General features: G+C 50.8%; 14 protein-coding genes and 3 tRNA genes. 2 read left to right on the forward strand and 15 right to left on the reverse strand.

Going from position 1 to position 21,354, the window contains the following annotated elements; translation table 11 throughout:
* Positions 1-24: 24 nt before the first annotated feature.
* The 3 genes from AC52PS_RS02870 to AC52PS_RS02880 all read right to left on the reverse strand — a co-directional run bounded on the left by AC52PS_RS02870 (position 25) and on the right by AC52PS_RS02880 (position 952).
* A complete protein-coding gene (locus tag AC52PS_RS02870; RefSeq protein WP_495561527.1) occupies positions 25-276 on the reverse strand; it encodes an HD domain-containing protein in 252 nt (83 codons plus the stop codon).
* 304 nt (positions 277-580) lie between these two features.
* Positions 581-653, reverse strand: a tRNA-Pro gene (locus AC52PS_RS02875).
* Between the two features lie 223 nt (positions 654-876).
* Positions 877-952: transfer RNA gene (locus tag AC52PS_RS02880), tRNA-Asp, on the reverse strand.
* Positions 953-1,277: 325 nt separating this feature from the next.
* Between AC52PS_RS02880 and AC52PS_RS02885 the strand changes: the two genes are divergently transcribed.
* Positions 1,278-2,807, forward strand: a complete 1,530-nt coding sequence (locus AC52PS_RS02885) for a SurA N-terminal domain-containing protein (protein WP_495561528.1) — start codon at positions 1,278-1,280, stop codon at positions 2,805-2,807.
* A gap of 76 nt (positions 2,808-2,883) precedes the next feature.
* Positions 2,884-4,827, forward strand: a complete 1,944-nt coding sequence (locus tag AC52PS_RS02890) for a 6-hydroxymethylpterin diphosphokinase MptE-like protein (RefSeq protein WP_495561529.1) — start codon at positions 2,884-2,886, stop codon at positions 4,825-4,827.
* On the opposite strand, the gene lepA is transcribed toward AC52PS_RS02890, so the two are convergent.
* The 12 genes from lepA to nadB all read right to left on the reverse strand — a co-directional run bounded on the left by lepA (position 4,828) and on the right by nadB (position 21,326).
* Entirely contained in the window at positions 4,828-6,642 is a 1,815-nt protein-coding gene (lepA, locus tag AC52PS_RS02895) for a translation elongation factor 4 (protein WP_495561530.1), read from the reverse strand.
* Between the two features lie 22 nt (positions 6,643-6,664).
* Positions 6,665-7,069: a response regulator gene (locus AC52PS_RS02900; RefSeq protein ID WP_495561531.1), complete on the reverse strand. Its 405-nt coding sequence runs from the start codon at positions 7,067-7,069 to the stop codon at positions 6,665-6,667.
* 128 nt (positions 7,070-7,197) lie between these two features.
* Positions 7,198-9,915, reverse strand: coding sequence for a sensor histidine kinase (locus tag AC52PS_RS02905; RefSeq protein ID WP_495561532.1), 2,718 nt, complete (start codon positions 9,913-9,915; stop codon positions 7,198-7,200).
* A gap of 51 nt (positions 9,916-9,966) precedes the next feature.
* Positions 9,967-11,937: a S1C family serine protease gene (locus AC52PS_RS02910; RefSeq protein WP_495561533.1), complete on the reverse strand. Its 1,971-nt coding sequence runs from the start codon at positions 11,935-11,937 to the stop codon at positions 9,967-9,969.
* 74 nt (positions 11,938-12,011) lie between these two features.
* Complete coding sequence (locus AC52PS_RS02915; RefSeq protein WP_495561534.1) at positions 12,012-13,874, reverse strand: tetratricopeptide repeat protein; 1,863 nt, start codon at positions 13,872-13,874, stop codon at positions 12,012-12,014.
* Positions 13,875-13,983: 109 nt separating this feature from the next.
* Positions 13,984-15,993, reverse strand: a complete 2,010-nt coding sequence (gene ftsH, locus AC52PS_RS02920) for an ATP-dependent zinc metalloprotease FtsH (RefSeq protein ID WP_495561554.1) — start codon at positions 15,991-15,993, stop codon at positions 13,984-13,986.
* A gap of 56 nt (positions 15,994-16,049) precedes the next feature.
* A complete protein-coding gene (gene tilS / locus AC52PS_RS02925; protein ID WP_495561535.1) occupies positions 16,050-17,621 on the reverse strand; it encodes a tRNA lysidine(34) synthetase TilS in 1,572 nt (523 codons plus the stop codon).
* A complete protein-coding gene (gene pth, locus AC52PS_RS02930) occupies positions 17,599-18,456 on the reverse strand; it encodes an aminoacyl-tRNA hydrolase (RefSeq protein WP_495561536.1) in 858 nt (285 codons plus the stop codon). The genes tilS and pth overlap by 23 nt, the downstream gene beginning before the upstream one ends.
* On the reverse strand, positions 18,416-19,036 hold the full coding sequence (locus AC52PS_RS02935; RefSeq protein WP_495561537.1) for a 50S ribosomal protein L25: 621 nt from the start codon (positions 19,034-19,036) through the stop codon (positions 18,416-18,418). The genes pth and AC52PS_RS02935 overlap by 41 nt, the downstream gene beginning before the upstream one ends.
* A 40-nt stretch (positions 19,037-19,076) precedes the next feature.
* Positions 19,077-19,149: transfer RNA gene (locus AC52PS_RS02940), tRNA-Gln, on the reverse strand.
* Positions 19,150-19,269: 120 nt separating this feature from the next.
* On the reverse strand, positions 19,270-19,554 hold the full coding sequence (gene spoVG, locus AC52PS_RS02945) for a septation regulator SpoVG (protein WP_495561538.1): 285 nt from the start codon (positions 19,552-19,554) through the stop codon (positions 19,270-19,272).
* Between the two features lie 188 nt (positions 19,555-19,742).
* Positions 19,743-21,326, reverse strand: coding sequence for an L-aspartate oxidase (gene nadB / locus AC52PS_RS02950; RefSeq protein WP_495561539.1), 1,584 nt, complete (start codon positions 21,324-21,326; stop codon positions 19,743-19,745).
* Positions 21,327-21,354: the final 28 nt, after the last annotated feature.

A 21,354-nucleotide genomic window follows, 5' to 3' on the forward strand; every position in this document is an offset into this window, starting at 1 on the left:
CAGATTTTGGTCTGGACAAAGGGCTCAGCTTAAACTGAGGTAACGGTAACCGTCTATGGAATGCCGAATTTGGTGCACCCCGTCCCGTCGGCCTATATCGTGAAGCAGCCCCAGGGTGTATGCCTGCAGGGAATCCATGCCGGTGTAAATAGCTATAGTCTCGGCCGCCAAAGCCACATATTTCGAGTGGCCTACCCATGGACCGGGATTACGCCCTTCCGCTTCTTCGATAATATCTTGTGCCTGTTCTTTACTCAGAATAATTTTACTTTGCATATGCTGTTCCTATTATGCGAAGCATAACAATCATGTAAAAGTCCTATGGCAATACATATGAAAGAATTGTAAAATTTGTATAAAGCAGACTGATATTTGGCGACCTGGCGCGGGCATGCAGCCGTGGTTGGCGGGACTCCGCTCTGGTCGGCCACTTCCTGGGGCCTCCCGCGCGCCGCCTCCGTCACTAATCCGCCATCCCTGGCGGATTGCGCTCACAGCGTTCGCGCCGTTCCTCCGCTTCGAGTCCCGACCATCTATATATAAAAAATGACCAGCCCTTTGGACTGGTCATTTTTTATAATCGGGGTGGCGGGACTCGAACCCGCGGCCTCGTCGTCCCGAACGACGCGCGCTAGCCACTGCGCTACACCCCGTCTGATATTTTTTACATTATATGCGATTCCGGTGTATTGTATGCCGGTGAATCTAATTGGTAAAGTAAAAAAGCCTGTGCCGACCGGGTGCGCGGGTTGCGCAAAAGATGTTCATGCACCCGGCTTAATCGACACAGTGCGTTGGTATATTTAGACCACTACGCCGCATCGGCGCAGGGATTAAAAAAGGGATGATCCGGATATCTCCTTGATCATCCCTGAGCGGGAGCGACGGGACTTGAACCCGCGACCTCCGGCTTGACAGGCCGGCGTTCTAACCAAAACTGAACTACGCCCCCGGGTGCTTCATGCACAGCAACTGTGCGAACATTTCAGCTTCTGAAATGCTCGAGCAATATACATTGATTGGTTTTGACTGTCAACATATTTTCCGAAACTTTGCAGCGGAAAATATCCATAAAATTGCGCATATATTCAGTGGGTCAATGAACGGTATCCGGCTGCCACTGGTGCCTGGCGTTGGTCCCGGCAGACTGTAAATGGCCATCTGAATTGACATTGGCTCTGGAGCATGGTATTTTTGCTTTCTGTACATGCGTACATATCTGGACGATGTATTCAGTGTTCCGTCCGCATAAATTCATAATCCGAGGAAAAGCTTATATGGCCTCCAATAAAAAAGAAAGTAAGAGTTCTGAAGAAAAGGTGCAGACTTCGGCCATGCGCCATCCGGCATTGTATGTGCTTTCCATTATCATTCTGGTGGTAGTTGTTCTTGCCTTTGTAGCAGGTCCACTGCTGGGCCGTAGCGCCGCAGGTGCAAACGGAGATTTGGTTTTTGGTACCTATAAAGGAAAAGATGTTGAGTATGCCGCAGGCACGTATTTCGCCCGTGCATACGAGAATCAGCTTCAGCAGGTTCAACAGCAGATGAATGAAGAAGGGGGCGATCTGGGCATCCAGCAGATTTATACTGCCTTCAGAAACGCCTACGACTCCACGATTTTCCGCTACGGTATTCTGGATATGGCCCAGGAAGCAAACGTTCTGGTTTCTGCCACTGAAGTGACCCGTACCCTTGCTTCTTCCCCCCGTTTTCAGGATGAGGAAGGCAATTTTTCTTCCCAGCTGCTCCAGGAAGCCTTGAGTCAGCAGCCGAACCTGAAAGAAGAGGTTCGTAAAGATTTGCTGTTCGATCAGGCTCAGCAGGATATTCTCATGGACAGCCAGCTCACCGAGAATGAGATTGCATTTATCAGCCAGATGGGCCAGGAGCGGAGGATTTTCGATATCGTAAGCTATAATTTTTCCGATTATCCGAACAGTGAGGCTGTGCTTTTCCTTGAAGAGAACCCGGAACTGTTTCGAAGCATCGAACTTTCTTCAATTACCGTCGGATCCCTGGCGGAAGCAGAAGATGTTCTTGAGCGCCTGAATTCTTCAGAAGGGGTTTTCGAGGAAATTGCAGAAGCAAACAGTACGGATGTGTATGCAGCCGAGGGCGGAAGCCGGGGCTTGGTGTGGTATTTTGATATCCGCCGGGATTTTGAGGATGAAGATGCGGCCGATATCCTGTTCAACCTGAATGAGGGTGAGATCAGCGAGATTTTCAAGCTGCGTAACGACAGGTTTGCCGTATACCGGGCCGACAGCAGCGTACAAGAGGCTGATGCAGCCGATCAGACTGCACTGGAGCAGGTGAAGGGCTATGTCCTTTCCCTGGAACGTGGGCAGGTTTCCGATTATTTCCGCAGCGAGGCAGAGTCATTTATTGAACGCAGCGGGGAGATCGGTTGGGCAAGTGCGGTAGCCGAAGCGGGGGTTGAGCCGGTTACCACCAATCCTGTGGCCATTAACTACGGTGATATTCCCCTCTACCCCACACTGCAGAGCGCAAGTTCCGGAGTGCTTAGCGGCGCTTCCAGCCGGGAAAGTCTGTTTACCGAAATGTTTTCCCTTGAACAGAACGAGCTGAGTTCGGCCATCGAATTGCGGGATAAAATTGTGGTGATGCGTTTTGTAGAACCAGTTGCCGCAGACAGCGAACAGGATAGTTTTATGGATCTCTACATTCCCTACCTGGCACAGGATTACCTGGTGGCAGAGCTGCAGAGGGAGTTCAAGGATCCTGCAAATCTTGAAGATAATTTCGATACAGTGTTTCAGCAAACGTTTCTGGGAAACCAGAACTAATATCCCGTATTCTGGAATTGTCCTTTTTCAACACCGGCTGGAGACAGCCGGTGTTTTTTTTGCTATTCTCTTGAGGATGATTCAAGATGAACAGGAAATGCCGAATCCCGTCTTCTCAGACGGACGCAGGCTCTACCCCCGAATGATGAGCAGCAACGATTTTGAACGGCGCTTCACGCGCCTTTTTCGGGAGGATGAATGTCTGTACATTCTTCAATCCCCCGGCCTGGGGTACGGCCTTGAAAATCTGAGCAAATTACAACTTCCCGAGTCATCACGACTTCTTATTTTTGAATCCGATGAGCGTCTTTTTCCATTCTCCGATGCAACCCTGGATGATGAAACGCTGCGGGGGCTGCTTTTCCATAATTCCCCCGCCCCGCCGGCGACAAAATTCAGGAGCATCCGGCGCAGTTGGCTGGATCAACTGAATGAGCTTTCCAATCGGGAAGATATTAGTTTCTGCACCGCACAGAATGTAAGCTCCCAGCTGCTTTGGCTGGGTAGACAACTGGAATTTCCTTCGAGAATCAGGAGAGTCAGGGGTATACGTTTTTGTACCGTTCCCCGCTCAAGCGCCCCAGGCTATGAGAGCCTCATACGAGAGGCTGAGGCCATTATTCAGCGGCATTGGCAGAATCATTCCACATCAGTTCATATGGCCCATCTGTGGATTCAAAATGCATTGCGTAATCTGGTCCATCATCCCCCCGCCGGAAGGCTGGAGGAGCTGAACGCTATGTTTCCCGAAGGAGATGTGGTTCTCTGTGGGGCTTCACCGGGGCTTGAGGCGGGAATCGAGGAGATTCGTCGGCTGGAAAGGGAAAATGTATACCCCATAATCGCCGCAGTGGATACCGCCCTTCCCGCCCTGCTGGACTCGGGGATAATCCCCCATGTAGTGTTTATGCTGGAAGCCCAATTTGCAAACATGGACGATTTTATCTGCAGCGGCGTCCGACAGGCATTGAACCAGCGTGGCAGCATTGTTATTCATGATCTTTTTTGCCACCCTCCCAGCGTACGGCTGTTTCCCAGACGAATGGCATATATGAGCAGATTTGCCGAAACGGCTCTTTTCCGCCGTCTTCCCAATGATATTCCCCGGATCCCCCCGCTGGGCAGCGTAGGGGTGACAGCACTCTATGTAATTCTTCATTACCTGAAAGACCGGCGGGTGTTTATCAGCGGTCTGGAGTTCGCATTTCCTCCCGGAAAGACCCATGCGAAGGGAACCCCTGCCCATTTGCGTGCACTCAGAACGGCAGACAGATTTTCCCCCGCTGCCGCATGGTCCCGGCAGATTCCCATGTGCAAACGGAATCCCCGTTTGTCTCAGCAGGATCCCCGGCTGTTCACCACCGGAGTACTGGAAAGCTACGCCCAGAGGACATCTGAAATTATTCAGCTCTACGGAAGGGGGAGCGACGCTGGGCCTCTTGTAGCCCCTCTGCTACCGGGAAGAGCGGGACTTCCTGAGGAACTTCATGCCGCAGTGCCGGCCGGCAAGCCGTTCAGCGCAGGGACTGTTCGGAAAACCCCGGGCATCTCTAAGGATGCTCGGGTTCCATCCGGCCAATCAGCCGGCCAAACAGCAGCGGATCAAACAGCAGCCGGCGAGCCTTTAGCCGGCACACATCTAGCAGGAGAACTGGGTAAAGAAATTTCGGCACTGTCCCAAAAGCTCCATAGACTTCTCAAGCATCGGCCTCCCGGGCAGCGGGGAAGGTCCGCCGATCACCCTGAGAAAAACTTCTCCGGCACCACGGCACAGGGGGAAGACTATGAACAATTTCTCGATAGCTGGAATGAAATTCTCGTGGATCTTGAAAATTTGGATTTTGTATGGAAATTCCTTCCCGGTCAGCCGGAACCGGCCTACGAGACCGGTTTTCTCAGCGCTTTAGGAAAGAGCATGGCGTACTGGATCCGTATGCTCAAACGACTGGAGCTGAGCAGAGGGAGAACAGGCAGCCACGGTACCTACAGCCGGCAAACGACAATAGATCCGCCGGAGTAATTACTCGTCGTCGTCGGTTTTCAGCACCGAGAGGAAGGCAGATTGGGGCAGCTCCACATTTCCCACCATCTTCATCCGTTTCTTTCCTTCTTTCTGCTTCTCGAGGAGCTTGCGTTTCCGGCTGATATCTCCCCCGTAACATTTAGCGGTAACATCTTTGCGCAGGGCTCGAATGTTTTCCCTGGCGATAATATTGTTGCCGATGGCTCCCTGAATCGGAATCTGAAATTGGTGGCGGGCAATTTCCTTAGTGAGCTTTTTACACACCTTCCTGGCGCGGTATGCGGCGTTTTCCCTGAACACCAGTTGGCTGAGGGTGTCCACGGCGTTTCCGTTGATAAGAATATCCAGCTTTGCAAGGTCGGTCTGCCGGTAGTCAATAAGATCGTAGTCGAAGCTTGCATATCCTCTGCTGACGCTTTTCAATCTGTCATAAAACTCAAACAGAACTTCCGCAAGAGGCATTTCGTAGATAATTTCCACCCTTTTTTCGTCCAGATAGATCATATCCTTCTGGATTCCCCGTTTTTCTTCACAGAGACTTATAAGATTTCCGATGTATTCGGTGGGCGTAATAATGCTGGCCTTAATATACGGTTCCATGGAGTAGTCAATCTTGGTTGAATCGGGCATATCCGCAGGAGTTTCCACCTCCAGTTTCTCTCCGTTCAACAGATGCACTTCATACATTACAGAAGGTGCGGTAAACACAATAGAGAGACCGAATTCCCGTTCCAGCCGTTCCTGAACCACCTCCAGATGAAGAAGTCCGAGGAAACCACATTTATACCCGAAACCCAGAGCCAGAGAGCTGTCCTTTTCATACACCAGTGATGCATCATTAAGTTTCAGCTTTTCCATTGCGGCAGCCAATTCCTGATAATCGTTGCTGTCCACCGGATAAATAGATGAGTACACCATGGGTTTCACATCCATAAAGCCGGGAAGAGCTTTTTTACAAGGATGCTTATAATCGGTAACCGTATCGCCTACACGGATATCTGATATGGTCTTAATGCCGGCCAGAAAATACCCCACCTCTCCGGCATGGAGTTCACCGCTTCGTTCCAGACCGATGCGAAAGCGTCCCAGCTCATCTATAGTGTAACGGGACTCGCTTCCCATAAAGTAAATTTCTTGCCCCTCTTTGAAGCTTCCCTCAAATATGCGGAAATGCACCACAACTCCCCGGTAGGGATCGTAGTGGGAGTCGAATACCAGAGCCTTGCCCGGAGCGTTTTCCGCCGCTGCCGGAGGGGGAATTTCTTTTACGAGCTTTTCAAAAAGCTCAATGATGCCGGTGCCCATTTTCGCCGAGATAAGGGCCGCTTCATCCGCAGGAAGCCCCAGATCATGCTCGATCTGATGCTTCACCGCTTCAATATCAGCCGCAGGCATATCAATTTTGTTAATTACCGGAATAATTTCAAGATCGTGTTCAAGAGCCAGATAAAGGTTGGATAGCGTCTGGGCCTCCACCCCCTGGGTGGCATCCACCAAAAGAAGGGCACCTTCACAGGAAGATATAGCCCGTGAGACCTCATAGCTGAAATCCACATGCCCTGGAGTGTCAACAAAATTCAGCTGATATTCAACGCCGTCCTCCGCTGCATAGGGAATGGTCACCGCCTGGCTTTTAATGGTAATGCCCCGTTCCCGTTCGATATCCATGGAATCAAGGATTTGGTCCTTGTAGTCCCGCTCTGAGATTATTTTGGATAACTCAATAAAACGGTCAGCCAGAGTGGACTTACCGTGGTCAATATGCGCAATGATACAAAAATTGCGGATGCGTGAGAGGTCATGTTTGTTCATTAGAATGGCACTATATCAAATGTCAGCCGGGCAATTCAATGCCGGCCTTGCGAATTTCATCCAGCAGCACTTCTTTCTGAATAGGTTTGACGATATATCCTGTTGCGCCGCCGCGATTGAACGCACGGATCACATTGGCCGGGTCTTCAAGGGCGGTGGTCATAATCACCTTTACTTCATCCTTGGGGCTGACCCCCATCTCTTTTTCGGTACTTCGTATGAGCTGGAGAGCCTGCTGACCGTCCAGCTTGGGCATCATAATATCCAGGAGTATGAGATCGTAGGGACGCTCCTCGCTCCATGCAAGCTTAAACGCATCGATGGCTTCCTCTCCGTCCACAACAGTTTCAATTTCACCGAACTCTTTCAGGATCGCCTGAAGCAGGCGCCTGCTTCCAAAATCATCTTCAACAATTAAAAATCGCATGTGTATCTCCCTGATGCAGCAATGCCCGCAGCTTACTGCAGACAGATTCCAGTTCAAGTATAGTATATTCGAACAGGACTTTACATGGCAGAATCCCGGGACGCTGATCCCGATATCCGCCGTACTTCTTATACCTCGTTCACGGTTGAACCGGAGGACTCTATTTCCAGCCGCATGGAATTGAGAATATTATAGACAGCCTCACTGTCCTTTCTGCGGGCTGCAAGGCCGATTCGGAACACATCGTTTGCAAGAAGTTTTTCACCGCTTTTATTCAGATGATACTGATAGTTGCGGCTTAAGGATTCCAGTTCTTCGAAGTGCTGTTCCCGGTTCAAATTCCTGATCGCCTGTATTATTTCCAGAAGATCAGATTGGCTGGATTCGCTGTCCGGGTTCTGATATTTTTGAACCCCGAACCAATACGCATTAATGCCGTCCAGAAGCGTTGCCGGACTCAGCTCACGCACTTTTATGGGATGAAACCCCAATTGCCGGTACTCCCCTTCTTTACGAAGCATCATGTCCTCATCGGCAGTTGCATTACAGATTACAATAACAGGAATATCCAGACCGTTTCGTTCCTGATACGAGCGGTTATAATGGACAAATTCACGGCCGCTTTCTCCACTGTCCACAATTCCCGCGTCATGAAAGCTGCTGTCGAAAGCCACGATAAGATCTGCGGGAAACAACTCCGGATCCGAAAGATCTTCTATTGAACAGGTCATCTGCACCCTTGAGCCGTTATGCTCAATCTGGGATTTCAAGGCATCCACATACGCCGGATAATTGCGGCGGCTTCGGGTCTGGGACACAATTATATAGGCTGCAGGGGCCTGGGCTGCAAGTTCCCCGGGAGCATTGAGCGCTCCGGCGGCCTGCCCGTGGTTGAGCAGCACCGAAAGAAGCTCGGATATTTGAACCGGCTCAAATATCCAGTCCAGCGGCAGGGGAGTATTCTTCCATTCGAGAGCACCGTAACTGTTGCGGAACCTGCTCACCAGTTGAAGACCTTCCGGGCGTTCACCCCTCCCTTCCAATTCCCGGTTAAGCCGAGAGACCCAGGAAAGAGAGCCGTCGTAGAGAAAATGTTCATTCAGGCGTGATGTGGCAGGAATGGCACGATATTCTTCAAGGGTGTTGATCACCCGATGTTTCAGGCCCACAAATTCCAACCATTGGACGATGGTCTGAATCCAGCGCAGATCTTCACTGACAATATTTAACCGGGAGCTAACAATTTCCCCGATTCCGGAAAAATAGTTGAGTCCTCCACTCTGGGTGGATGAACGGGGGCTGAGGTAGAGCAGGCCCGATTCTTCCCGGTTCACCAGTACACTGGTGGTGAACACCGATCCATGCCCGGGATTGCTGCGGATCTGAATTGTCCCTCCCATCCTCTGAGCGAGCTGCATGGAGAGGGCGAGCCCCAGACCTGCACCTCCGTAGCTGCGGGTGGAGTTGCTGCTTACCTGATAAAATGGTTCGAATATTTTTTGCTGGGAATCAGAATCGATGCCAATTCCACTGTCATGGACCTCAAAAATCAGCTCAACGGGCTGACGAATGTCGTTCAGGGTTGTGGCTTCAGGCGCTTCCCTCTCATATACCTTGAAAAGGATATATCCCCGGGAGGTGAACTTTACCGCATTTGAGAACAGGTTGGAGAGAATCTGGGCGATTCGGGCCTTGTCTCCACGATATATTGAGCGGAGTCCCGGCTGAATATCCAGATACACCCGGAGATTTTTCCCCTGAGCCTGATCGATCTGTACGCGGAGGGTGTTTTCTATAAGCCTGGAGAGATGAAACCGTTCATAGTCCAAGCTGAGGCTCCGGGCTTCAAGCTGAGAGTAATCAAGGATGGTGTTAATGAGCAGGGACAGATTGCGGGTGGAGCGGTGTAGAATGGAGAGAAACTCCTGCTGCTCCCCATCCTTTGCCAGCTCAAGAGCCAGATCGGCCATCCCCAAAATGCTATTCAATGGAGTTCTCAGCTCATGACTCATGTTGGAAATAAACTCGCTGCGGGCTTTGGAGTGGAAGGCCTGCTGCTGATGAGCCTCCCTGAGGCTTTCGGCATACTGGGCCTTGGAAAACTCATTGTGAATGATTACCAAATACCCGGGAACCTGGGAATTATGATCAAATAGTTTCTTCTGATGCAGTTCCACCGGTATACGAGCCCCGTCTTTTTGAATCAGTTCACCCCATTCTATAAGGAAACTGTCTCTGTAGCGTTGGATAGAATCCTGAATATGTTCCATCTGGAGAACAGAGTCAAGCTGCTCTCCGTGAAGTTCTTTCATGTTGTATTTCAACAGACGCTCTGCTGCAATATTCCCCATAATAATCTTATGGTCCCGGTCCATAATGAGAACGCCGTCTTTTACCGAATTAATGGCTGCGTACAACCAGTTTGGACTAAGAGGGTTGGAATAATCCTGGAGAGAGCCCTGCAGCAATAAGGAGATTGTCTGTTTCAGTTCTGCGGTGTCATAGGGAGGATGGAGGCGGGTGAACAGATTTCCTCCGAAATAAGCGCTGTGCCTCCAGTCATCTCCCCGATCGCCCCCAAATACAACCGCAGGTAAGAGAAACTGAATCCTCAAATCCCGAAGGGGGTGAAAAGGATTATAGAGCATGTCGGCATGTATATTAATAAATATGCAGTGGGGACAGTCCCAGCTGGTCTTCTCAAAGAGGGCTTCCAGGCTGGCAGCATCGGTTATAACCAGCTGTTTAGCATAACCAGCCTCCTGAAGAGCCTGGCGGATACCGGCATCCGGGTGATCGTTTGATTCAACAATAATAATGAGAGGGTCTTTCTGAGTGCTATTCATAGTGATCCACCGATGATCTTCAGTATAGTCCAGCAGGAAAAGCTTCTCAACTCAGAGAAAGCTGTTGATTTCTATATAATTGGCCAGCTGGATACCTTCCCTCAGATACCCGCCTCTGCGCTTCTGAATAAAAATCTGCAGTACGGCAACATTCTCGTCCTGGTCAATATACCAGTCAAGAAGCTCAAAGGGATCGTTCTCGCTGATGCCCGATTCATCGGCAATACTTCCGGGGTAGACCCGGGTTATCAAATACTCGCTTCGCAGGACCGTGCTGTCAACCGACTCAACCCTGATTCCGAACAACGGGGGCAGCCAGCTGTCTACCAGTTGATCATCCAGAACATCTTCCAGAGGAACTTCCGGGCGTACCCGGCTTTGAACAAGGCGAGTTAAGCGGTTCCCGTTTTCGCTGAGAACCTGTACCACATGAAGTCTGCCCGGCATTTGTTGAAGAATGAATTCCTGCGCCTGGGGAATCCGGGACAGAGGCTGTCCGTCTATGGAGTTGATAATTTCACCCACTCTGAATCCCGCTTCCATAGCCGGAGAGCCAGGCGCTACATAGAGCACCTCCAGTCCCCGGGGACTTTTCTGAACCGATATTCCAAGCCAGGGGTGTTCCACCGGTGCCTGGGTAAACAATCTGGAGAAAAAAAGATGAATCCAGTCTGAAGGTATGGCAAAATTCACTCCTTCGAATTGTTCAATGCCGGCGAATACCACCCCAATTAACCGACCCTCCCGATCAAAAAGCGGACCACCGCTATTGCCAGGATTTATGGGGGCATCTATCTGAAGGGAATCTCCCAACTGAAGAAATCTCCGGCCGGAGGCGGAAACAATGCCGCTGGTGACCGTGTTTTCAAGCCCGCCGGGAGATCCCACCGCATATAGGGGACTTCCAGGACTGAGAACCGAAGAGCTCTGGAAGCTCAAAACTTCAGGAGCATCGGTTTCCGCCTTTAAGAGGGCAATGTCGAACACCGCATCGTAGCCCACCACCTTTGCGGGAATGCGCAATTGGGGGTTATTTCCGGGACGGACAAATAATTCGCTCTTACCTTCATATTCAGGATCAACTTCACTCTGTATAACATGATAGTTGGTGAGAATATATCCCCGGGGATCCACATAAAATCCGGTGCCGATACTTCGCTCGGGAATCCCGACCCGGTTCCGCACTCTGATTCCCTTATCCACCCAGACGGTGACGCTGGCCGCCACCCCGGTGGAAGCCTTCCAGGGAGATGAAATGAATGCTCGGTACTGATCCATTCGCTCTTCCGCCTCTTCATCCAGAGCGAACTGTGCCTCAATGCTTCGAACAAGCATGGAAAGCAGCTCCCGGTTATTGAACAGGCGGGCCTGTTCAGCGTACCACTCCAGAGCTTCCCGGGATATTCGGGCGTCCCGGAACCAGGAACCGCCAAGTTCGTTATAGGCGGCGTAGAGGGTATGCAGTGCCTGGCTGTAGGATCCTGCACGCCGATACGCTTCGGCTTTTCTGAACAGAAACCCTCCCCGGGATTCAAAACCTTCCCCACTCCATTCAGATAAATCGGCTGAATCTGGTTCCCCTGCAGCAGAACTTGCGTTGGATACGTTGCCCGGTACGATAATGCGGGAATATTTTACCAGTGACTGGAGGTTCTCAAGCTGAAGCCTCCGATATTCCAAAGTTTCAAGGGGATTAGTATCGGCTGAATTACCCTGATCCGTTTGCTCCTGAGGCTCCTGCCTGAAATGTTCTAACTCTCGGATTATCCGAAGCAGATATTCGCCTGCGTCTTCCCTGTTCATCCGACTGCGGTTAATTTCCCGGGAGACCAGCACTCCCGCCTGAATTATCTGTTCAGGTTCATCCGAAGCAAGCAGATCTTCCAGACGTTGACTGATATATTCAATATGTTCAGGAGCCGGAGGATCGCTGATAACTATGCCGGGAGAAACACATGAAGAGAGAAACAGTAAGGATCCCGCTAAAATAATTAACCACCACTTTGTACGATTCTGCTGCATACTCATCCTTATTTCGTGACACATACAGGCCTTCACCTGTTCGATTCTTTCATTTTCTGCCCCATACGGCAGAGCTATTCCCGGTCTTCCAGGGGGTTCATGGGAACATTCCATCCTGTCATTCCAAGGAACAGAGAGAGATCCTCGGGAATTTTGTAGCGTTCTTCCGGGGAAAAGAGGGATTGGGAACTCAGACTGCCGTCCTCCCTGTATTCTGCCAGGTACACGCTGCCCAGGTCATCCAGGCGCAGACTGCTTTTCAGCCCCTGTTTTCCAAAAATATGAACCAGCTCAAAATCCGCATCCGCATCAAAATTATACCGTGAAGCGATTATTTCACCTGCCTCAAAACGGGTCTGCCGGATTTCGGTCATATCTGCCTGACCTGACTCAGCATATCTGCTTTCCACAAGATATATATGCGGCGAAAGGAGGTCAATAATTCTGTCCATATCAGGAAGACTACTCAGGAGGATAAAATCCCGGGCGGGATTGTTGTCAGTAACGGCTTGAAGAGCCAGGGGAAGGGATCTCCAGTCCAGTTCGCCCCGGAGGAAGGCCGGTATTCTGTTTCCCATACCGGCAACGCGCCGTGGATTATCTTCTACATTCAGGTATTCTACAATGGGAAGCTCCACGTCCATTCGGGAAGTATAGTAATCCCGTTGTTCCATGGATTCAGCAGTGGCTCCCGGTACACCGGGCACGGACACTTTGCTGTGCCCTGCCGGAGGTATGGGCGAGCCGGGTGTTTCCTGTGGCACGGAAGCAGAATACAAACTGAGGCGAGCCCGGAAAATGCCCGGATACTGATCATATAGAAGCTGAAGACTCCGGGAGCCTTCATTCAGGGTAACACTTCGGGGTACGGCTATGCCGCTGATATCCCGGTGAAATCTGACCTCCATTTCATATACGCCGTCCTGATTCCAATCAAGCTGCAGGAGTTCAAGCGCTCCTTCACGGTAATGAAGGCTCAGCTCATCAACTCCATTGCGGGTTGTATCTACTCCCAGAGTGGAAATGCCTGTGAGCAGTTCGGCAAAAACCTCCCTGTTTCTTCCGGAATTGCTGAAGTTCATATCTAGAATGCTTTGGAGTAGAAAATAATCTCTGAAGGCATCTCCTTCCAGCTCATTAAGGATCAGATCATCCCGTCCGGCGTACCCGGACTTCTGAATCTCAAGAAGACTGAGCAAAGGATCGCTAAATCCAGCCCGGGTAAAGGCGAGCTGGAGCTGATCCCGTGATGAGCCTTCCTCCATTTGAAGAAGCTGGGCAAGCACCGCAGTTCTGAGATGTTCTGAAAGAGAGCCCGAGGGAGACACGCCTGCTGTACGTGGGGAAGCGGACCTGAGGGCGGAAATGAGAAACTGTGCGTCCCCGGCAAAGGGAGGCGCGGTGAACTCCTTGGGGAGGAGAGAGAAGCGGATATCCTCAGGATATCGCTCAGCTGCCCGCAGGCAAATGGCGTTCGCCTGCTCGTAATCGCCGTGAAGAAACAAGGCCCGGGCGATACGGATAAGTATTTCCGGTGAATTAATAAATTCCTGCCATCTGTCAGAATAGCCTGCGGAAATATCGCCATAGCGTTTCATGCGAAGCAAAATGTCGGATTGGTGAATGAGGGCATCAATGCGGGAGATGTAGCGCCACTGCCCTGCTTCTATCGCCATATTAACAGTATTGAGGGCGCGAAGGTACTCACCGCGGCCAAGCTGAATTTCCCCAAGCAGCAGGAGAGCATCGCTGTTGCGCGGATCATATTCAAGAGCACGGAGTGCAAGGCTGCTCCTCTGTTCCGGATCCAGCTGAGGGGCTGAGGATGAGCTGTTAAGCAGCTCCTCGACCATCGCCCGGGAAATTCTTCGGTTCATCTGATCCACACGGCTTTGTTCGCTTTGGGAAAACAGGAGTGAACCACTCAATACAAACACGAAAACAGCTGCGACAATAATATATCGCAGCTGTTTGAAACATGAGTATTGCAAAGCAACTTTTGTCCGGGAAGTCATATGCTGTTCAGATACGCCGCCCGAAAGTCGTTCATTCCGTTTCCGGTGAATCCTTTGCAGCTGATGAGTCACTGCTGTCATCGGAAGCTTCACCGGGATTGCTACCCGCAGCGTTCTCAGCCTGTTCGGAGTCCCCGATTGCATGATGTTCTTCCATATTTTGCTGCGCGTTGTCCCGTTTTTTCTGCTCTGCTTCCCGGGTTTCGGATGAGATAGAATCATGGTCATCACCTGTTTCAGCAGGAGGAAAGCCCAGCAGTTTTCGCACTTCATTGTCACTGAGGGTTTCCTTCCGTACCAGCTCTTCCGCCAGACTGTCCAGCTTATCCTTATGGTCGGAAATAATTTTTTCCGCCCGGGAATAGGCTGCATTCAGGATTTTGCGCATCTCCTGATCGATTTTTTCAGCCAGATTGTCGGAATAATCGTTATGCCGGGCGATTTCCTTTCCCAAAAATATCGGCTGCTCGTCCTGTCCCAGCGCAATGGGACCCAGACTGCTCATACCCCAATTACACACCATGTGTCGGGCAATATCGGTTGCCTGCTTCAGGTCATTGGAAACCCCGGTACTTGTTTCATTATACTCTAACTTTTCGGCAATCATGCCGCCATAGCTGATGGATATTCTGTCCTCCAGCCAGCCTCTCTTCTGAATGTAGGTTTCTTTTTCAGGCAGACTCCAGGTAATTCCTCCCGCAGAGCCCCGGGGGATAATATCTACCTTGTGAAGGGGATCAGCATTTTCCAGATAATAATGCAGCAACGCGTGTCCCGCCTCATGATACGCCTTCCAGCGATTCTCCTCCAGAGAGAATGTTTTGGATTTCCGGGCTACACCCATAAACACCTTATCCCGGGCTTCTTCAAAGTCGATCCTTTGTACATATTTATGATTGTGCCGGGCTGCCTGAAGGGCCGCCTCATTTACCAAGTTGGCAATATCGGCTCCCGATGCCCCGGGGGTTGCACGGGCAATCACTTCCAGTTTTACATCGGGATCCAGGGGAATCTTTGAAGCATGGATCTTGAGAATGGCAAGGCGTTCGTTCATATCGGGCATATCCACAACCACACGCCGGTCAAATCGCCCCGGACGCAGAAGCGCTGGATCCAGTACATCTGCTCGGTTGGTGGCGGCAAGAATGATGACACCCTCGGATGTATCGAAGCCGTCCATTTCTACCAGCATCTGGTTGAGAGTCTGCTCCCGTTCATCGTGTCCACCGCCGTATCCGGCACCCCGGGTACGGCCAACCGCGTCTAATTCATCAATGAAAATAATACAGGGAGAATTTTTCCGCCCTTGTTCGAAAAGATCCCGTACCCTGCTGGCCCCAACCCCTACGAACATTTCAACAAAATCGGAGCCCGACATGTGGAAGAATTTGACCCCCGCTTCGCCGGCGGTTGCCTTGGCCAGGAGGGTTTTACCAGTACCCGGCATTCCCACCAGGAGAACGCCCTTGGGAATTTTCGCGCCCATATCCTCGAACTTTTTGGGGTTTTTCAGGAACTCAACAACTTCCTGCAGTTCATATTTCGCCTCTTTTTGTCCCGCAACATCAGAGAAGATCACCTTCTTTCCTTCATCTGCGTACATCTTGGCTTTGCTCTTTCCGAAGCTGAAAGCTTTGTTACCGTTGCCTTGAAGCTGGCGAAGCATAAACCAGATAAAAAAGATACCGATTACCCAGGGGAAGAGCTGCACCAATACCATCATTGGGCTGGTGGGGCTTTTTTCACCGCCGAAAGCCACACCCTCTTCTTCCAGGCGGCCGATCAGAGCTTCATCCACATAGGGAATTCTGGTGGTGAATGTCTGCAGCTCACCGTTGCGCTGCATTCTTCCTTCAATTACCGTATTCCCGATTATATTTACCTGTTGGATCACCCCGGATTCCAGGTAGCTTAAGAATTGAGAATAGTCGATCTCGTTTGCCTGGGGGCTTACCCCGGGAAGAAAGAAAAATATGAAACTCATGAGGACCGCAATGAGCATAATCAATGCAAAGCGGTTGTTTTTGAAATTGAAGTTCATTGGTTGTTTGGGATCATTATTATTGTTATCGCCATTTGGATTCTGCTTATTCTCGCTCACCAGCACTGCTCCATTCTTATTATAATATCGTATTTCCACATCAGCTCCGGATTGCTCCGAAGATCCCCTTCTATTCCCCGCCGGGAATCTCCTCCGCCATAAAAAGGCTGGAAACTCCATTCTCCTCGAAGATTATCAGGATACATCATTCCATACCATCGCCTGCCGTCTTCCAGAAGGAAAACATCCTCCCCCATCCATGCGGGGATGCGCCTGCGCCGAATAAGATCTGCAAGAGTAAGATACTCATTCTTTTCCGGGAGTTTAAGATATTTCTTTAGCGATTCGCCGTCTTCCAAATTTCTGAGAAACAGGCCATCGGCTAATTCCGGTCCGTCTGATTCTCCACCGCGTCCTGAACCCTCAGCAACCCGGCGTACTGGAGTGAATATCAGAGTCAATCCCCGTGCAGGCTGAATTTGACTCTCCCTCCCGGTATTCAATGGTACAAAATACCGTTTTTTTCGTCCCGGGGCAAGGGAAGTATAGAGATATATGCGGTCATACTCCAGGTGAAATCTCAGCCCATAGCCCTCGTAGCGCTGGCTGTTCCCCTTACCGGATGCCCTGCACGCCATCTTGCCGAGCCCCCGGAAGAACTCTTCCGGGATCCGCCCCTCCCGGGGGGGAGGGGTTAATGTTCCAAGAATCTGTTTAATACTTCTGATTTGAATAAGGGGTTCAAGGCGGCAAAAACTTTGAACTGGGGCCTGGAAATGCTCTCTTCCGGGTATTGGACAGTTTTCCCAAAGCTTCGGCGGTACTTGACGCTCAAGATACTCATGAATCTCCTTCCAGCTGTGAGCAAGGGCATCCAGGCGCCGGTCCATATGTCCGAAATGCCGATCCAGAGCGGGAAGAATTCGGTTGCGGAGAAAATTTCTCCGTTGAACAGATTCTAAGTTACTCACATCCTCCACAAAGGGAATTTTCATATCCTCTGAAACCGCGTTTATCTCACTTCTCCCCGGAGGGGGTTCCATGGCTAAAAATGGCCTGATTACACCGGAGCTTTCTCCGGGGATACCCAGCAGCCGGGTACCAAGACTGCCCTCGAGTAAACTCAGCAGGATTGTCTCCCGGGTGTCGTCGCCATGATGGGCGGTTAATAGAACTTGGCTGCTCCCCTCCCCGGCTGTATCCTGAAAAAAATCCGGCAATTCCTCAAGCACCCTGTACCTGAGCATTCTTGCAGCGGCTTCCAATCCGCCGGCGGAGGCCGCAGCGGACTTCAGTCGTCCGTGGGGTTCCCGATAAACGGTAAGCGGGACGCTCAAGCGTACACAAAAGGCGGAGATAATATCCAGGTCCTTCAGAGATTCCTGCATGCTGCGGATACCATGATCTATATGTATGGCCCTGAGCCTGAATTTCTGCGGGAATACCGTATCAGTCCTGAGAATTGCCAGAAGGTGTATAAGAAGAGACGAATCCCTGCCCCCGGAGACTGCTGTAATCAAATCCCCGGTCCCTTCTGCGATTGTACCGGCCATGGCTTTGCAGAAGCGGCTGTAAAAATCCCGGGAGCGCTGAGTAGTGAGGAGGTCAGACACCTGCTGATATTTCACTGTAACTGTAGGTGTTAATCCGTTCGATGATTTGTTCCACGGGGGAAGTGAAAAGAGCGAAGAGAATTTCCGGCAAATCCCGGGTAATATGCCGGTAATGTTCCATCTCTGTTTCTTCCGCCGTACCCAGCACATGTTCAATAACCGCACCTTCTTTGTCAGGGCGGCCGATTCCCATATACAGGGGCCAAAATCCCTTATCGAGATAATGAACCACCGATTTCAGCCCGTTATGTCCTGCCGTTCCTCCACGCTTTTTCATCCGCATGGTTCCGGGTTTCAAATCCATATTATCAACCGCGACCAAAAACTGCATGGGTTTCCCGAATTGCCGAAATAGATAGGGAATGACTTTGCCGCTCCGGTTCATATAGGTAAGGGGTTTCACCAATATAAGCTCATCGTAGCGCAGATCCTCGGCTGGTTCCTGGGGAAAAATGCGTCGGGCTGGAATTCGTGCATGAAGGTATGGAGAAAACGGCCGTTTGCGAAAACGCACCGATGCATGACGGGCCAGCTCATCCGCCAACCAAAATCCGATGTTATGACGGGTGTTCAAATACTCTTTTCCAGGATTTCCCAGGCCAAGAATGCAAAGAGAACGCTTCACCTTATGCGCAGATTTTTTCCGGAATAGTTGCCGAATGGGGAGGAGAAATGAACCGTAGGTAGCACGGGCAGAAGAAAGAGGGGCGGAGCCGCGGTTCATCATATCTGCAGTTGGCAGCAGCTGATGAACCCGAACACCGCCCATGGGTAACACAGGATCCGGGGAGCCGTCCCCGGATATAATATTACTCTGTAGTTTCAGTATCTGTTTCTGCGACTGCTTCATCTTCAGCTTCTTCGTCGGTTTCTTCAACTTCTTCCTTGGCGAAGGTTACCGCGGCAATCAGATGATCCTCATTGGTGAGAATTTTCACACCGGCAGGTGCTTGAATATCACCCACATGCATGGCGCTTGCAGTGTCCAGTTCGCTTACATCAATCTCAATACTCTCGGGCAAATCCTTAGGAAGACATTCAATTTCCAATTCATGAAGTGGAGCCTCAAGAATACCTCCCTGACGGACCTCTGCGGGTGTTCCCACGATGTGAAGGGCAACATTAGTTTTCAGCGTCTTACCCGCTTCAATCTCATAAAAATCCAAATGGATCAGGTCACCCTTAATTACATCAGCCTGATAATCCTTTACCAGCACCTGTATTTTTTCCTTACCCAGTTTGAGTGTTACAATTTCACTTTCTGAAATATGCTTAAACACGGCACGGAACTCCCGGGCATTCACAAGAATGTGTTTGGGTGCTTCGTGTCCGTACACCACTGCGGGGATGATTCCCTCATGCCGGGCCCGGCGGCTCGCCGAGCTGCCCTTTTCAGTCCGTTCTTCAACTGTTAATACTTTTTCAGCCATTATATTTTCCTCCAGATGAAATCTTTCCAGTGAACAGTACCTGGGATGGGAGGATTCGAACCTCCGCATGCCGGGATCAAAACCCGGTGCCTTAACCACTTGGCTACATCCCAACAGATTTGAGACGATAACATAGCGTAAAACCGCATTTCATGTCAAACGATTTTCAGCAAACTTATGGTCGAGGTGTTTCCGAAATGGGGCAGGTAAATACGGGAATGCTGCAGCGCTGTTTAGGTGAAATCGCCCTGCAACGGTTCCTCATCCCTCTGAGCTTCATATGCCTGCAATATCTTCTCCTGCAGTTCATTGCGAAAGTCAGAATTAATCGGATGGGCAACATCCTTGTATTCCCCGGTTTTGGTTTTCCGGCTGGGCATGGCGATAAAAACCCCGCTTTTCCCTTCAATAACCTTCACATTATGCACCACAAAGCAATCATCGAAGGTAACGGTAACGTACGCCTTTAATTTCCCTTCAGAGCTCACCCGCCGTACTCGGATATCAGTGATCTGCATTTTATGCTCCTTCAGTTTGATGTAACCGATCCGAACCGGACTGTACGTTCAGAGCCATAAACTCCTGGCACGGGGTAACAATAGATCAGCGGAAACATTGTGCCTACACAAAGTATATGCGGTGGAAATACTGATGTCCAACTAAATATGCACGATTTATGGGATTGTCTCCATTTTCTGGATATGATTCAACCGGCGTCCATGCTTCGGGGAGGCTCCCGAAAATGGCAGCCCCGGGACTCGGTGTTCGCCCGGGCCGCTCTGGCGATAACCGTTGCGCTCAACACCGCGTTCCTCAACTGGATAATATCTTTGCCCGCCCGGGCTTCGTTGTAGAAGCGCTCAATCCGGTGGGTATAGTAGTTCAGATCCGAGAGGGCGCGATCAAGGCGTTTTTCGGTTCTGAGAATTCCCACGTAATTCCACATGGTTGTCTGGATATTTTGCAGATCATGTTTAATCAGCAGGGGATCGAAATCAACCACCCTGGAGGGATATTTCCAGTCCGGAATGCTGTTGATCAGATCTTGTTTCAGCTCTGCCTCGTTCCGGATAATGCTTCGTGCCGCCCGAACGCCGAATACCAGCCCTTCCAGAAGGCTGACTGAAGCAAGACGGTTGGCGCCGTGAACCCCGGTTCCCGCGCTCTCCCCCACCGCGTAGAGGTTTTTAATCTCGGTTCTACCGTTGGAATTCACTTTAATTCCCCCGCAGAAATAGTGGGCGGCGGGCACAACGGGAATGAGATCATGCCGGATATCCATATCCAATTGGCTGCAGCGGTTAAAGATGCCGGGAAAGCGCTGCTGCACATCCACTTTCAGATTTCTGGCATCCAGGTACACAAATCCGGTAGAGCTGTCCATCTCGTTGTATATGGCTCTGGCGACTTCATCCCGGGGAGCCAGGTCTTTCAGCTCAGGCTGATAGCGTTCCATGAAGTATTCGCCCCGACGGTTCATCAGGCGTGCACCTTCCCCACGGAGAGCTTCGGTCATAAGAAATCGCTGGGCGTCCCGGTGGTAGAGGGTGGTGGGATGAAATTGAATGTATTCGGAATTGATAATTTCGCAGCCTGCCCGGTAGGCCATGGCGATACCATCACCGCTGGCGGAAGCGGGATTCGAGGTATGAAGGTAGAGGGCACCCACTCCTCCGGTAGCCAAAACCACCGAAGGTGAAAACATGGGTGTTATCTCCCCGGAAAGCTCATCCAGGACGTATGCTCCCAAGACCCTCCGCTTTTTATAGCGCTGCTGGGGATCTGCCGAGTGGTGGGTGTTAGTAATCAGGTCGACGGCAACCCTGCCTGAAAGAAAGGTGATATTTTCCATATCCCGGGCATATGCCATAAGCCGCTCCTGAATAGCACGGCCGGTTTGATCCTTTACGTGGAATATGCGCCTCAGCGAATGTGCACCTTCCCGGGTGCGGTCATAGCTGCCGTCGTCGCCCCGTTCAAACCCTACTCCCGCCTTATTAATCAAAAGCTCATGTACCAGCCCGGGACCTTCCTGGGCAACGATATTCACCGCCTGTACGTTATTAATCCAGCTTCCGGCGTCCATAATATCTTTAACCAGAAGTTCAGGATTATCGTTAATCCCTTCGGCAACGATTCCGCCCTGGGCCCACCAGGTATTGTTTTGAGAAATATCGCCGTCTTTTGACAGAACGGACACCGAGAGCCCCGCCTCCGCCGCAGTTACGGCAGCAGACAAACCGGCGATACCGGTTCCGATAATCAGCACATCCTGTATTTTTTGCTCCACGTTTTTCACCTGTAATTAATGCCGGACC

It is taken from the genome of Salinispira sp. (genome assembly GCF_059431795.1).

Coding starts and splice junctions, on each gene's coding strand:
- AC52PS_RS02870 (WP_495561527.1), bottom strand. CDS start 276: ATGCAAAGTAAAATTATTCTGAGTAAAGAACAGGCACAAGATATTATC.
- AC52PS_RS02885 (WP_495561528.1), top strand. CDS start 1,278: ATGGCCTCCAATAAAAAAGAAAGTAAGAGTTCTGAAGAAAAGGTGCAG.
- AC52PS_RS02890 (WP_495561529.1), top strand. CDS start 2,884: ATGATTCAAGATGAACAGGAAATGCCGAATCCCGTCTTCTCAGACGGA.
- lepA (WP_495561530.1), bottom strand. CDS start 6,642: ATGAACAAACATGACCTCTCACGCATCCGCAATTTTTGTATCATTGCG.
- AC52PS_RS02900 (WP_495561531.1), bottom strand. CDS start 7,069: ATGCGATTTTTAATTGTTGAAGATGATTTTGGAAGCAGGCGCCTGCTT.
- AC52PS_RS02905 (WP_495561532.1), bottom strand. CDS start 9,915: ATGAATAGCACTCAGAAAGACCCTCTCATTATTATTGTTGAATCAAAC.
- AC52PS_RS02910 (WP_495561533.1), bottom strand. CDS start 11,937: ATGCAGCAGAATCGTACAAAGTGGTGGTTAATTATTTTAGCGGGATCC.
- ftsH (WP_495561554.1), bottom strand. CDS start 15,993: ATGAACTTCAATTTCAAAAACAACCGCTTTGCATTGATTATGCTCATT.
- pth (WP_495561536.1), bottom strand. CDS start 18,456: ATGAAGCAGTCGCAGAAACAGATACTGAAACTACAGAGTAATATTATA.
- AC52PS_RS02935 (WP_495561537.1), bottom strand. CDS start 19,036: ATGGCTGAAAAAGTATTAACAGTTGAAGAACGGACTGAAAAGGGCAGC.
- spoVG (WP_495561538.1), bottom strand. CDS start 19,554: ATGCAGATCACTGATATCCGAGTACGGCGGGTGAGCTCTGAAGGGAAA.